This window comes from [Clostridium] fimetarium (assembly GCF_900111235.1).
GTDB classification, from domain to species: domain Bacteria; phylum Bacillota; class Clostridia; order Lachnospirales; family Lachnospiraceae; genus Clostridium_N; species Clostridium_N fimetarium.
Map to the genome: position 1 here is coordinate 87,409 of NZ_FOJI01000015.1, position 13,598 is coordinate 101,006.

Sequence of the window (13,598 nt, forward strand, 5' to 3'; positions counted from 1 at the left end):
AATTATTCATTATAATAAAATAGAATAAGTCACCCAAAATAGGTCATAGAATTTTTCTAAAGAAAGGCAACTTCATCAATAACAAACTTGTTATCCATGATAAAATAAAAATCACTAACGAAATAACAATCCAAAATATGACGGTCCAATATTTATAAGGATTTACTTTAAGAAACTTATATAATGCATTTACAAATACCATATGCAGTATATATATACCAAAACTGCATCTTGCAAATGAATCTATACAAGCCTTGGCATTTCTGCCCCAATGAACTTCTGGCAAGGTTTTAAAGGTAAGAAAAATCAAGATTACCATAACTATAGTAATGATATTATTATAGTTATACGCATCAAATAGAATTTTCAAATATGCAGATACAATATATAGAGATACCAAGCACACACACCACGCTATTCCGATAACTTTCCCAGAAACTTTCTTTCGATAATTCCCCAAATAATATCCCAAGACCAAATAAAATGGGAATATCGTTGAAATCTGAATATAAAATGCAGAACTAATTCCGTAGTGAGCCAATCGCACTAACACACTATTAAAAACGAAATTTAAAATCAAGAAGTATTTTATTTCTCTCTCACTCGCATATTTTATCCAAGTTCGCAAAAAAGGAATAATAAGATAAAGACCAATAAGCATATATAAATACCATAAATGAACCCATGATTTCCCTTGAATCATATTAATAATTGTCTTTCCAATCTGATCAAACGATATAGCGTGCTCAATAAAAATCAATTCCATCCAGGCATATATCACACCAAATATACAAAGAACCGAAACAATTCTTATTATTGACTTTTTGAAGTTATATTCTTTTTCTGGATTCAGTTGCAGATATCCAGTAATCATAACAAAAATTGGAACTGCGAAACACAAAGAGTTGAAAAAAATCAAGCAAATGGTTGTATCCGTTCCAACCCAAAAGGTTAACCTCCCTAAATAAACAACGTGTATCATAATAACTGCAAATGCCGATATTATTCTAAGATAGTCAATCCACATTTTTCTTTTATTAACGTTAATATTTGCACTTACTTCTCCCATAAATATCTCCACTATTACATATCATCCATACCAAACATTATATAGTCCGAACGGAACATACTTTATTATGCATTTATTATCAAGTTATGTGTGTTTTGTAAAGGTGTGCATAGTATTATATAAAGTCATTTCAGTTTCTTGTACTGAACTACTCATGACTAAATTCACAAGAATACGATGGCTATTTTTCAAAACAAATGTGATTTCATCACAGATTAACTCCATCTATATTGTTATAATTTCAATTATTAAGCAACTATACTACGGAGGTAAAATAAAATGACAATAAAAATGATAATAGGAATTCTAGTAGGTGGATTTTTAGGTTTTCTTTATTATAAAAAAGTTGGCTGTCCTGATGGCACATGCCCTATCACATCAAACCGTTATATTTCAACAATCTATGGAGCATTTCTTGGACTTTTGGTAAGCAATCTTATATAAAATATGAAATGGGTTTGTCCAATTTCTTCTAAATTAGCTGGAATTATGGTGTTATTACTTACTAATAAAAACCATTGAAAGTATATCTAAATTATTACAAGAACAAAGTAATATTATCGCACATTACTTTGTTCTTGTAATAATTTTAGTATAATAAGACAAAAATCGGAGGATTATATGTTAGAAAAAGAGGAATTAACATTTGTTGAATCACGCCTAAGCTTCTGGGGGAAATTAAGTGATGCAGAAAAAAATATTTTAGAAAATAATATCTCAAAAGTTACTTATAGCAAGGGTTCAAACATTCACAGTGCTGATAGTAAATGCTTGGGTGTTCTTCTTGTACAACATGGTGCATTACGCGTCTACATTTTGTCAGAGGATGGTCGTGAAGTAACATTATATCGACTTTCATCTGGTGACATTTGCGTTCTATCTGCGTCCTGCATTTTAAATAGCATTACCTTTGATGTACACATTGATGCCGAAGATGATACAGAGGCTTTTCTGTTAAACATTAGTGCTTTTAGCAAACTTAGCAATCAAAATGTCTATGTTGAAAATTTTTCATATAAAAATACTGTCGAAAGATTTTCTGATGTTATGTGGGCAATGGAACAAATTTTATTTATGCGATTCGATAAAAGACTAGCTATATTTCTGTTAGATGAAATGGCTAAGACAAACTCATCTAAAATCAGTCTTACACAGGAACAGATTGCAAAGTACATTGGAAGTGCCCGCGAAGTTGTTTCTCGTATGTTAAAGATATTCCAATCACAAGGAATTCTCGAGCAATCCAGAGGGCTAATTCATGTTATTGATAAGGAAAAATTAAAAGAACTTTTATAAGTTATCCTTCTGTATTGGTTTATTTTATGCAGCTATATTGTTGTATTATCTAAAATTATATTCCGTTACAATGCGTTCTCTTTGAAGTCTCAAGTCATTATAGTATTCATAAAAAGATAATCCTAAAAAGCTTCCAGCTATATTATAAACATTATGAAATCCTAAATTTTGTAGTACTAAAACTGCATTGTAGCTTCTTTGACCTGTTCTGCAATGAATATATACTGGCTTGTCCTTTGGAATTTCGTTTATTCTTTCCCTTAGTTCACTTAACGGTATATTCGTTGCTCCCTTTATATGTCCACCTGCAAACTCACCTTGTTCTCTAACGTCTACTATAAAACGATTGCTTTCTACAAGTTCTCTAACCTTATCAACGTTCACTTGCTTAAATTCTTTATTCAAAAGATTGGTACCCACATATCCGGCATAATTCACAATATCTTTTGCAGTTGAAAACTGCGGTGCATAGCATAATTCCACATCTTTTAAATCTTCTAATGTTCCTCCGAATTTTATGGTTGTAGCAATTACATCAATTCTTTTAGTAACATCACCTTTGCCAATTGCTTGCGCACCTAAAATTTTTCCTGTTGGGACTTCAAATAATAATTTAAAATGCATCGGTGCTGCACCTGGCATAATCCCTACCTTATCAGTGAGTATTACTCGAACGACATCATAGTTGACTTTTAAATCAAGTAATTTAATTATTGATTCATTTAAACCTGTAGCTGCGCCATTATAATCAAAGACTTCAATTGCTGATGAACCGATATAACCTTTATTTAAAGTACTTTTATTGTTAATATGATCGGCTACTGCTCTTGCCTCTTTTTGTGCTGGACCTGCTAACGATAATTTGGTCATTGTATGAGTTAATGCATGATACACTTCTATGGCATCGCCAACTGCGTAGACATCAGGATCATTTGTCTGGTAATTTTTATCTACCTTAATTGCTCCGGTTACACCTATTTCAATTCCAGAATCTTTTGCAAGTCTCGTTTCTGGTGATACACCTATTGCCATAACAACTACATTAGCGTCTACTTTTCTGCCCGAAGATAGAATCACTTTATTTTCTTCAAATTTAATAACTGTATCTTCAAGAATCAAATCTATCCCTTTATCAACAATCTCTTTATGAAATATTTGAACCATATCATAGTCATAAGGCCTAAGTACTTGGTCAGTACCTTCTATCAAAGTAACATTATATTCAGCTTTTCTTAGATTTTCAGCAACCTCAACTCCTATAAATCCACCACCAATTACAGCAATATCTTTTAGCTTGATTTGCTTTACGAATTTGTTGAGTTTATCTATATCTACCACATTTCTTATGGTAAACACCTTAACATTTTCCATTCCAGGGATATTGGGCACAATTGGTGATGCACCCGGTGACAATATAAGTTTGTCATAAGTTTCTGTGTAATTTTGACCAGATAAAATATTTTTTACAATTACAGATTTATTTTTTCTATCTATGGCTATTACTTCATTATTGACTCTTGCATCAATATTATATTGCTTTAAAAATAATTCTGGATTCATTAAAACCAAATCCTCGGCTTCCTTTATTATCCCACTTAAGTGGTAAGGAAGTGAACAATTTGAAAATGAGACATGAGGCCCTTTTTCAAACATAATAATTTGATCTTCTTCACTATTTCTTCTAAGTCTTGCTGCAGCTGATGCGCCGCCGGCAACTCCTCCGATAATTAATATCTTTCGTATCATGATTTGACTCCTCCTTAATTTAATTAATTCTATAATTTCTATTTCTTATTTTCTAATTTTTTTCTATTTTCTATTTCTTATTTTCTAATTTCTATTTCTTATTTTCTAATTTCTTTTTGTGCCTACATATGATCCCATACCACCAGAAACATTTACAACATCAAATCCTTGTTTTGAAAGTTCTGCGCAAGCACTTCCGCTTCTTCCGCCGGATTGGCACATAATATAGTATGTCTTCTCTTTTGTTAAATATTTGTTAGGCTCCATTAAAAGATTACCCATTGGAATGTTTATAGCACCCACTATGCTTCCACTGTTAAATTCATATATTTCTCTAATATCAATCAACTCAACTTTACCAATCAAACTAGCCATATCATTCACATTAATAACTTTAGCCTCATTTTTGTTTAATAATTCAATCATATTAATCTTCCTCCTAAATTCACAAGTGATATAATTCTTCTTGCTTTTATATTTTAATTATATCATCTTGTCTACAGTTATCTGTGACTGAATCACATATGATATTGATTGGAGATTAATCCATGGATATGAATGATATGAATGATAGGAATCAGTACTAGTCCCATTTATATTGAATCTATTGGCATATATAATATACATACTCTAAAGATATACATATTTTTTACGCAAAAAAGACATTCATGGGGGACATGAATGTCTTTTCTGCAGTAACCATGAGGGGAGTCAGGTTACTTTGTACAACAACATCTACAGGGGATGTAGATGCTTTGAGGGGATTAAATAATTAATAAGGGGTTTTGAAAATACCTCTAAGGTATTTCATATTCATAATATATCACAATCTGATATATTACGCAATGGTATTTTAAACCATTTAATGAAAATTTTAGAATTTACAGGTTTTATTAATAAATATGGGATATTTCTGAATATTTTGTAATGAATCAACATGGTAACAAGCCTTTTTCAACGTAAAATGTTCTATTATTTAGTTAGAATAATCGAAGAATTCTTCATTTTAGTGAGACTGATATATTAGTATAGCATTTATAATATCAAAAGGCACTCCAGTTCAATTCGAACTAGAATGCCTATTTATCCTATCATATTTACAAAAATCATTCATTCTATATATTATAATCTTCTCCATCACTATCCAACTCATATGGAGTGATCTGATAAACGTAATAATTTAGCCAATTCGTATACAAGTTATTCGCATGGCTTCTCCAAGATAAGTTAGGTTTTTGCATTACATCATCATTTGGATAGTAATTAACTGGAATTGATGGATTGATTCCTTTTTCTAGATCTCTTTTATATTCTAGGTCTAGCGTAAGTCTATCATATTCGGGATGACCAAGCACAAATATATGCTTACCTTCATCAGCTAATACAATATATACACCGGACTCTTCCGACTCTGCTAATATTGTAAGTTTTTCATTTGCCTCTATATCTTTTTTTGATACCCCTGTATATCTAGAGTTTGGCGCGAAGAATATATCATCAAAGCCTCTCATTAAAGGAACTTTGCGTTCTAATACAGTATGATTATATATTCCTGACAATTTTTCCTTCAACATTTCTTTTCTGACACCATAATGATAATATAATCCTGCTTGGGCTCCCCAGCATATATGTAGTGTTGAAGTACAATGTGTATTTGACCATTCCATTATTTCAGATATTTCATTCCAATAATTAACGTCCTCAAATTCAAGTTGTTCCACTGGCGCCCCTGTAATTATCATTCCATCAAATTTCTGCTTTTTAATTTCAGAAAATGTATTATAGAACTTAAGTAAGTGGGATGCGGACGTATTTTTAGATACATGTGTTTCCATTTGCATAAATGTGATGTCTATCTGTAACGGAGTGTTAGACATTGCTCTAAGTAATTGTAATTCAGTATCTTGCTTTAAAGGCATCAAATTCAAAATCAAAATCTGAAGCGGTCTGATTTGCTGTTCAAGTGCCCTATTCTCGTCCATTACGAATATATTTTCATCTTCAAGTTTTGCCTTTGCGGGCAAATCGCTCATTATTTTAATTGGCATATTAGAACACCAGCCTTTCTCTAAATTTACATACACGATTTGTGGTTATTAAAATTAATATTACAACAAATCTTCTCTTTCTGCAAGTTTTAAGAATTCTTCCTCTGTGATAACCGGAACACCTAATTTTGCAGCCGACTTATTTTTGGAGGATGCTGACATACTATCATTGTTAATTAAATAATCTGTTTTACCGGTTACTGAACCTGTAGTTTTTCCACCTAAACTCTCAATAAAGTCTTTTAATAGATTTCTATTTTCAAAATGTTCTACAGAACCCGTAATTACAAATGTTTTGCCGTCTAATATATTGTTTTCCTGTGATGTTTCCTCAATCGCAATATCTAATTCTTTCAGTAAATCATTAAAAAGGCTTTTGTTGTCTGCATTTTCAAAATAAGAGACAAATGTATCGGCAATAACATCACCAATCCCACCAATTTCTTGAAGCTCCTCACGGTTGATATTGATTATCTTATCGATATCATTGCCAAGTTGTCTGCATATCATTTTCGCATTGGATAATCCTATATTTCCGATTCCTAGGCCATAGATCAATTTCGCTAGAGTTGTTTTTCTTGAAATTTCAATTGAATTGATTAAATTCTCGTAAGATTTTTCTCCAAAACCCTCCATAGTAACAATCAAATCTTTGTATTGTTCTAAATGATATAAATCTGTGAATTTCTTGATCATACCATGTTGAATAAATTTTTCTAGTGTAGCTTCAGATAAACCATCCATATTCATTGCATCTCTTGCCGCAAAATGTTCGAAACTTTTAATATGTTTTGCCTGACACAAGGGATTCGTACAATATAGTGATTTCACTCCATTTTGCTGCTTAATTAAAGCCTCAAATTGACAAGCCGGGCATAATTTAGGAATATCCTTTACCCCACTTTTCGTGAGGTTTTCAGCTATCTGGGGGATTATCATATTGGCTTTGTACACAACGATAGTATCACCACAACCAAGTTCTAACGCCTCCATAATACTGATATTATGGATGCTTGCGCGGCTTACCTGTGTACCTTCCAAATCGACTGGTTCAAATATTGCAATCGGGTTAATAAGGCCTGTTCTTGATGGGCTCCACTCTATTTCTAGAAGCGTTGTTTCTTTTGTTTCATCAGTCCATTTAAAAGCGATTGAATTACGCGGAAATTTGGCAGTTCTTCCAAGAGAATCTCCGTATTCAATATCATCATATAAAATAACTAAGCCGTCTGATGGGAAATCATTTGATCCAATGGTTTCTTCAAACCATTGAACTGCATCTCGTAAATTTTCGTTATTAACCATCTTGTATTCAACGGTTGAAAAGCCTTGCTGTTTTAACCAATCTAACTGTTTTTTTCGAGAATTTTCAAAGTCAATTCCATCGGCTTTCACCAATGAAAATGCGAATAAATTTACATTACGTTGTGCAGTAATTCTATTGTTTAATTGTCTTACGGAACCACTACAAAGATTTCGTGGATTTTTGTACTTCGCATCTGCCTCTGGAATTAACTCATTAATCTTAGCAAAATCTGAATAGGTAATGACTGCTTCTCCTCTAATAATAAGCTGCCCTTTATAAGGAATTGTGACTGGGATGTTTTTAAATACTTTTGCATTATTTGTAATTACTTCCCCAATTTCTCCATTCCCTCTTGTAACTGCCTTTTGCAGTATTCCATTATCGTATGTGATAACTACGGTTAGTCCATCCAATTTCCAAGAAAGCAATCCGGTCTGAGCTCCTAACCAACTTACAAGGACATCGACGTCTTTTGTTTTATCAAGACTAAGCATTGGTTTTTCATGTTTTTCTTTTGGTAATTCACTTACCACTTCATAACCCACATTAACTGTTGGACTATTCGATAAAATGCAGCCAGTTTCCTTCTCTAAACTAACAAGTTCATCATATAAACTATCATATTCAAAATTAGTCATAATCTCTTGACTCTCTGCATAATAAGTTTTACCAGCTTTATTTAATAATTCTACCAATTCTTTGATTCTTGAAATACTACCGTCCATATCGCACCAATTTTTCTATATATTTTGCTATTTCTGCTTGTCCAATTATCACATACTAATTTATCTATATTTTTCAATTCCCAATCATGATACACTACAAACCATCTAATATTCTTCAATTCAAATCGCCATATTCTTCAATCTCCAATTACAACATACTGCAAAGTATCCTATATTCTTCATCCGAAACTTTTCTATATTGTCCTAACGGAATTCCTGCTAATTTGATATTCATAATACGAATTCTTTCCAATCTTGTAACCTTATATCCAAGACTTTCTGACATTCTTCTGATTTGCCTATTAAGACCCTGCGTAAGGATGATTCTAAATGAAAACTTGCCTTCCTTTTTCACGAAGCACTGGTCTGTTTTTCTGTCTAACGCTTCTAAATAAATTCCATTACTCATTTTATGAATAAATTCTTCTGTAACAGACTTATCAACCTCTACCACATATTCTTTTTCATGACCATTTACAGATTTTAATATCTTGTTCATAATATCTCCGTCATTTGTCATTAAAATCAAGCCCTGGGAGTCTTTATCCAATCTTCCAACGGGATATATTCTCTTTTCATAACCAATATAATCAACTATATTGTTCTTTCCTTGCTTATCCGTTGTTGTGCAAACCACGCCAACCGGCTTATTGAATGCAAGAAGGATTAATTCTTCCTCTTTGGTAACGGTTGTTCCATTGACTTTAATTACCTGTCCGTCTGTCACTTTACTTCCAGTTATAGCCGATTTCCCATCTATCATTACCTTACCTGCTTCAATAAGCCTGTCTGCTTCACGTCTTGAACACACCCCAGCTTCACTTAAATATTTATTAATTCGAACTTCCATATGCATTCTTTTCCTTACTATCTATATTAACGAATTTTTCACTCATTTATTGCTGAAGATTCTTAACAAATTCAGCCAATTGTTCATCATTTTTAAGTGCGGCGTCATATTCATTCGCTACAAACTGCTCTAATCCCTTAATCGTATTATTCTCATACATCAATTGATTATAAGCAGATACTTCATCGCTGACTGCTTTGTTCGTTATATAAACATTACCACTTAAATCCGTACACACATAAAAATAATCCAAATAAGATGTCACAGTTAAAATATTCTTATACTTTACTTGATACAAAACAACTACAATATAGGTTCCTTCAATTAATCCTGTCATAGTATAACAGTCTAATCCCTGATATGATTCAATATATTGCGAATTGATTATACGCTTTAACGGATCAATATTTTCAACGCTATCTGTATATTTACTAAGTTTTGTGCCATCATTAGACATCAAAGCATCATAATACCTTCCAACTAACTGATTGATAATTGGATAACTATTCTTAGAAAATGTTTTCACTGAAATTATTGCACTTCCCGTTTCACCAAGTGCAGTCTCAATAACGTCTGATTCAGCATTTCGAATTACAACTTCTCCAGTAGAATAAGTTGTTTTACTATTCACTGGTAACAATGCTATTATGATAACCACCACAGCAATTAAAATGAGCATATAAGATACATATTTAAATATATTATACTTTTTAAATATCTCTTCAAGTCTATATTTCAACGTCACACCGCCTTTGATTATAATTTTATCAGATAATTTAGATAATTTCAATTGAAAATAGAACTATTTTGCTGTATTATATAAATATTGCGTGTGTAGCTCAGTGGATAGAGCGTTCGCCTCCGGAGCGAAAGGTCGTGGGTCCGATTCCCATCATACGCATTTTATATTTCATTCTTATAATGTGATTGTGTGATCAGTTCTATTATACACATAGACGTGGTCAGAAAGAATTTCATCGTCTGCGACTCCTTCTGCGTTTACTTCCTTTACCATTTGACACAATTCAGTTTTATCTAAATTATTAACTTGGGGAACGATTATCACTTCATGAATACTACTTGGGAGAATATATAGATCACTATCAATAGAATTTGCGAAATTGCTTAAGACATCTTCATAAAGCATACATGCTGCTCCGTTGATTCTTGAAATATTGGTTAAAACAAACATATCTGCTGATATATCATCTGTATCCATTTTATCAAATATATCTAAACCTTCATCTTCACTAATATTATTTTCCTGCATAAACAATTCTTTAATTATATCTGCCATTTTCTTAATATTAGACTTCAATAGCTTAGGTGTGTTTTCCATAGCGATTTCATAAATGGTGTCAACATCAACATTCCAAGTTTGCATATGCGTGTTATAAATCAAAGCGGTTGCATTCCCTAGTTCTCCCTGTTCAATCAGACAGTAAAATACAACTGCTAAATCTAAAATCTTTTTATGTGGCACCTTTTGTAAAAGTTTTTTGTTCTGATCATAGTTGATTACTTTATATACTATTTTATCCTTGATATTTTCAAAATTCAAAAAGAAATCGGCACATATTGATACTTTGTCCTTATTTTCAAGATAAACTTCCATAATATTATCAACAATTTCTTCAAATGGTCTTCCTGCGCAATGCTCTGCATAATAAGAATTTAAATATATAGTTGGTGACACATTGCTATTTTCCATCATAATAATTAAACCATCCAACTCCATACCATTGTTCTTAATTATGTGACTGACTGATACTTTCCCCTCCTCCCCCATAATATCACTTACGCTTTTCTGTACTTGAGTCAAAAATCCTTCGTAATTCATTAACTCTCCTTCTCTTTTAAAATATTAATATCCCTATTCGGGTTATTTTAAAACTAAAAACTGATTAAAAGTTCGATTATTCTCATCTAGAGAATAGAGTGAATAGCATAAATACAGCTATAAAGTATCGCAAAGTGCGATAATGATATGTCCCGAATTAGAGTATTAGAATGGAGCACCTCTGAGACAATAAAATCGTGAAATAGTTGTAAAATTGGATTGTGAAATGAAATTATGAAATATAAAATTATAAAATGAAATTATGAAAATAAAATTATAAAAACAGAATTATGAAAACAGCATTGTAAAATAGAAATCCAGCTAATAATGCGAGGAGTTTTATATGTAATAATGTTAACATATATCTGTAAAAATATCAATACGTTTTTTTAGTATAAATTAACATATATATTATATATGTTTCTACGCCGATGTAATCAAATCATTTTGATACAGTTTATTTATCTCTTGTTCTGTCAGCTCCCTATAATGGCCTTTTTCAAGTGATTCATCCAATATAAGTTCACCAATTGAAACTCTTTTCAAATAAACAACATAACACCCTGCTGCTTTTAACATTCTTTTTATTTGGTGCTTCCGACCTTCCGATATTGTAAGATATCCGGATACAACAAGTTGCGGATAAGAATCTCTTCTAATATCCTTTACTTTATGAATATTTATTTCATTAATATTCATTTTATCTTTCAGTTCTTGGTAAAGTCCTTCTTCTATCACCTCTATTTTTATGGCTTTTGCCAATGCTTCATCTTCTCCAATATTTATTCCCATTTTAAGGTGGTTTTGTGCTTCAACATCTAGGGATCCAAACGCCCAGAAAAAGTAAGTTTTTTCTACATGCTTGTCAGGAAACATTAATCTATGATTGAACTCACCATCATTCGTCAAAAGAAGTAACCCCTCAGTGTCTTTGTCCAATCTTCCTACCGGAAAAAGTCCATCCATATTGTCAATATCAAAATAATCAAGTACGGTTTTACTGTTTTCATCTTTCCTTGCGGTAATACATCCCGCTGGTTTATGAAACATATAGTACATCTTACCTATCTGTACGACCTTTTTGCCAAGATACCTAATATCATCCGCATTTTCATCAATCTCTGCTGCCGGAATTTCTATCTTTTGATTATTAACAGTCACCTTACCCTCTAGCACATAGTTTCGAACAATTTTTCTTGTCCCCACCGATGCCAATGCCAAAAATTTATCTAATCTCATATTCCAGTCCTTTGCATCCTTTTTAGTAACCGTTATTTTTATTAGCTATCCTAATATTTTTTCAACTAAACTCACTCTATTGAACGGAATCATATCTATATTGAATTATAATCAAATACATCTGTTGTCAGCATTCTGCTTTCACTTGGAACCGGATCATCTGTAACTAATAATAAATTCATACTCCTTTATCACGTTTCATAGGAATATGGAAATTATAACTGAATGTCTGATAATAAACAATACTTTATTCGGGGTTCACATTCATATATAATGTATTTTTTCTATTATTTAAACACAAAAGACTTATCTTAAAATTCCAGATAAGTCTTTTTATGTTTATCTTACTTTTCATTTGCCATAGAATTAAGTTCATTCGTCAATGCTAAAATTTCCTCAACGCTTGCTGTTGTTTGTTGTATCGCAGCTGACTGCTGTTCTGTATTTTCCATTGTTGAATCTGATATTTTCAAGGTCTTTTGCACTGACTTCTGAATATTATCAGTTAATTTTACAATTTGCATTGCTGTTTCTTTTGAACTCTGCGAAAGTGATCTTATCTCCGTAGCTACCACTGCAAATCCTCTTCCAGCATCTCCAGCTCGAGCCGCTTCAATCGCAGCATTAAGACCTAGCATTTTTGTCTGATCTGCTATACTCTTAATAGAATCCAATATAACATTAATCTTTTCTGAAATATTTTTAACATTTATTATTTCTGCATTTAGCATACTCTGGTTTTCATTAACATTAACAGATGAAGCTGCAAGTTCTTCCATAACTGCAGAAATCTGCGTAAAGTTTTCTACCAGATCACCGCTCATGGCTTTTAATTTATATTTTTGATAGCCTATCTGAGATAGTGCGTTCGCTACGATAAATAGAACCTCAGCCGCCGCCTCAATGTTTTTTTCTGTCATCAACTTAACTTCATCCGCAACCTTAACAAATTTGTCTTCGTTAACGCCAATTTCCCTAGCTGTTTTTCTAAAGCTTTGTTCTTCTGGTTTTGATGTAAGTATTTGACCACCAAGAATCGTACCAATTTGTGTTCCATTAACAATAATAGGAGCTGCAAAATCGATAAGACCTGCATGACATTTATATACATATGGTCTTCCTGTTCTAGCAGCTTCCTGGCCACCCTTTCTATGAGACTCCGCACATCTATCATCACCAACCTTAGTTGAGTGAACAAACTTCATACAAAAACTTGTATATGAACTTGGTTTTGTTACCGGATCGCCATTCGAATCTACTGTAACACTTGCAAGATTCATACTTTCCGCAAAATTATCTTGAAATTTTTGAAGAACTACTAAATCCAAAACATCCTTTAACTCGATTTTATTATTTTCCATCGCTTTCCTCCTAAGTAATTATAATAACTTCTCGGAATCTCCAGCCCTTATTCTATAAGGGTTTCAACTCCTATATTTTAAAAATCACCCACTTTTTTATCGAAAACGCTTGACAAAT

The 13,598-nt window shown here is 32.2% G+C and carries 13 protein-coding genes and 1 tRNA gene; 3 read left to right on the forward strand and 11 right to left on the reverse strand.

Features of this window, described 5'->3' with window-relative positions; genetic code table 11:
* Nucleotides 1-43 precede the first annotated feature (43 nt).
* Entirely contained in the window at nucleotides 44-1,069 is a 1,026-nt protein-coding gene (locus BMY18_RS16720) for an acyltransferase (protein WP_092456260.1), read from the reverse strand.
* 279 nt (nucleotides 1,070-1,348) lie between these two features.
* Between BMY18_RS16720 and BMY18_RS20825 the strand changes: the two genes are divergently transcribed.
* Both BMY18_RS20825 and BMY18_RS16725 read left to right on the forward strand, forming a co-directional pair.
* The gene (locus BMY18_RS20825) at nucleotides 1,349-1,513 is read left to right on the forward strand and encodes a DUF6132 family protein (protein ID WP_139197316.1); all 165 of its coding nucleotides are present in this window, start codon (nucleotides 1,349-1,351) and stop codon (nucleotides 1,511-1,513) included.
* Nucleotides 1,514-1,690: 177 nt separating this feature from the next.
* Nucleotides 1,691-2,365 (forward strand): Crp/Fnr family transcriptional regulator, encoded by a 675-nt coding sequence (locus BMY18_RS16725; RefSeq protein ID WP_092456263.1) that lies wholly within the window; start codon nucleotides 1,691-1,693, stop codon nucleotides 2,363-2,365.
* A gap of 45 nt (nucleotides 2,366-2,410) precedes the next feature.
* Here BMY18_RS16725 and BMY18_RS16730 read toward each other — a convergent pair whose 3' ends face one another.
* The 7 genes from BMY18_RS16730 to BMY18_RS16755 all read right to left on the reverse strand — a co-directional run bounded on the left by BMY18_RS16730 (nucleotide 2,411) and on the right by BMY18_RS16755 (nucleotide 9,779).
* Entirely contained in the window at nucleotides 2,411-4,111 is a 1,701-nt protein-coding gene (locus tag BMY18_RS16730) for an FAD-dependent oxidoreductase (protein ID WP_092456266.1), read from the reverse strand.
* A 105-nt stretch (nucleotides 4,112-4,216) separates the two neighbouring features.
* The gene (locus tag BMY18_RS16735; RefSeq protein ID WP_092456268.1) at nucleotides 4,217-4,537 is read right to left on the reverse strand and encodes a rhodanese-like domain-containing protein; all 321 of its coding nucleotides are present in this window, start codon (nucleotides 4,535-4,537) and stop codon (nucleotides 4,217-4,219) included.
* 689 nt (nucleotides 4,538-5,226) lie between these two features.
* On the reverse strand, nucleotides 5,227-6,159 hold the full coding sequence (gene metA, locus BMY18_RS16740) for a homoserine O-acetyltransferase MetA (protein ID WP_092456271.1): 933 nt from the start codon (nucleotides 6,157-6,159) through the stop codon (nucleotides 5,227-5,229).
* Nucleotides 6,160-6,219: 60 nt separating this feature from the next.
* Nucleotides 6,220-8,190 carry an NAD-dependent DNA ligase LigA gene (gene ligA / locus BMY18_RS16745; RefSeq protein ID WP_092456273.1) on the reverse strand — a complete coding sequence of 657 codons (1,971 nt, stop codon included), beginning with the start codon at nucleotides 8,188-8,190 and terminating at the stop codon, nucleotides 6,220-6,222.
* Complete coding sequence (locus BMY18_RS21185; protein WP_170841458.1) at nucleotides 8,154-8,309, reverse strand: hypothetical protein; 156 nt, start codon at nucleotides 8,307-8,309, stop codon at nucleotides 8,154-8,156. Before BMY18_RS21185 ends, ligA begins: the two co-directional genes overlap by 37 nt.
* A 29-nt stretch (nucleotides 8,310-8,338) precedes the next feature.
* A complete protein-coding gene (locus BMY18_RS16750) occupies nucleotides 8,339-9,040 on the reverse strand; it encodes a pseudouridine synthase (protein ID WP_092456277.1) in 702 nt (233 codons plus the stop codon).
* 46 nt (nucleotides 9,041-9,086) lie between these two features.
* Nucleotides 9,087-9,779, reverse strand: a complete 693-nt coding sequence (locus BMY18_RS16755) for a hypothetical protein (RefSeq protein ID WP_092456280.1) — start codon at nucleotides 9,777-9,779, stop codon at nucleotides 9,087-9,089.
* An 89-nt stretch (nucleotides 9,780-9,868) separates the two neighbouring features.
* Between BMY18_RS16755 and BMY18_RS16760 the strand changes: the two genes are divergently transcribed.
* Nucleotides 9,869-9,941, forward strand: a tRNA-Arg gene (locus BMY18_RS16760).
* A 15-nt stretch (nucleotides 9,942-9,956) separates the two neighbouring features.
* Here the strand turns inward: BMY18_RS16760 and BMY18_RS16765 are convergent.
* The 3 genes from BMY18_RS16765 to BMY18_RS16775 all read right to left on the reverse strand — a co-directional run bounded on the left by BMY18_RS16765 (nucleotide 9,957) and on the right by BMY18_RS16775 (nucleotide 13,480).
* Complete coding sequence (locus tag BMY18_RS16765; RefSeq protein WP_092456283.1) at nucleotides 9,957-10,880, reverse strand: DUF5688 family protein; 924 nt, start codon at nucleotides 10,878-10,880, stop codon at nucleotides 9,957-9,959.
* A gap of 423 nt (nucleotides 10,881-11,303) precedes the next feature.
* Nucleotides 11,304-12,119 (reverse strand): pseudouridine synthase, encoded by an 816-nt coding sequence (locus BMY18_RS16770; RefSeq protein WP_092456286.1) that lies wholly within the window; start codon nucleotides 12,117-12,119, stop codon nucleotides 11,304-11,306.
* Nucleotides 12,120-12,463: 344 nt separating this feature from the next.
* Nucleotides 12,464-13,480, reverse strand: coding sequence for a PocR ligand-binding domain-containing protein (locus tag BMY18_RS16775; protein WP_092456289.1), 1,017 nt, complete (start codon nucleotides 13,478-13,480; stop codon nucleotides 12,464-12,466).
* Nucleotides 13,481-13,598 lie beyond the last annotated feature (118 nt).

Coding starts and splice junctions, on each gene's coding strand:
- BMY18_RS16720 (WP_092456260.1), bottom strand. CDS start 1,069: ATGGGAGAAGTAAGTGCAAATATTAACGTTAATAAAAGAAAAATGTGG.
- BMY18_RS20825 (WP_139197316.1), top strand. CDS start 1,349: ATGACAATAAAAATGATAATAGGAATTCTAGTAGGTGGATTTTTAGGT.
- BMY18_RS16725 (WP_092456263.1), top strand. CDS start 1,691: ATGTTAGAAAAAGAGGAATTAACATTTGTTGAATCACGCCTAAGCTTC.
- BMY18_RS16730 (WP_092456266.1), bottom strand. CDS start 4,111: ATGATACGAAAGATATTAATTATCGGAGGAGTTGCCGGCGGCGCATCA.
- BMY18_RS16735 (WP_092456268.1), bottom strand. CDS start 4,537: ATGATTGAATTATTAAACAAAAATGAGGCTAAAGTTATTAATGTGAAT.
- metA (WP_092456271.1), bottom strand. CDS start 6,159: ATGCCAATTAAAATAATGAGCGATTTGCCCGCAAAGGCAAAACTTGAA.
- ligA (WP_092456273.1), bottom strand. CDS start 8,190: ATGGACGGTAGTATTTCAAGAATCAAAGAATTGGTAGAATTATTAAAT.
- BMY18_RS16750 (WP_092456277.1), bottom strand. CDS start 9,040: ATGGAAGTTCGAATTAATAAATATTTAAGTGAAGCTGGGGTGTGTTCA.
- BMY18_RS16765 (WP_092456283.1), bottom strand. CDS start 10,880: ATGAATTACGAAGGATTTTTGACTCAAGTACAGAAAAGCGTAAGTGAT.
- BMY18_RS16770 (WP_092456286.1), bottom strand. CDS start 12,119: ATGAGATTAGATAAATTTTTGGCATTGGCATCGGTGGGGACAAGAAAA.
- BMY18_RS16775 (WP_092456289.1), bottom strand. CDS start 13,480: ATGGAAAATAATAAAATCGAGTTAAAGGATGTTTTGGATTTAGTAGTT.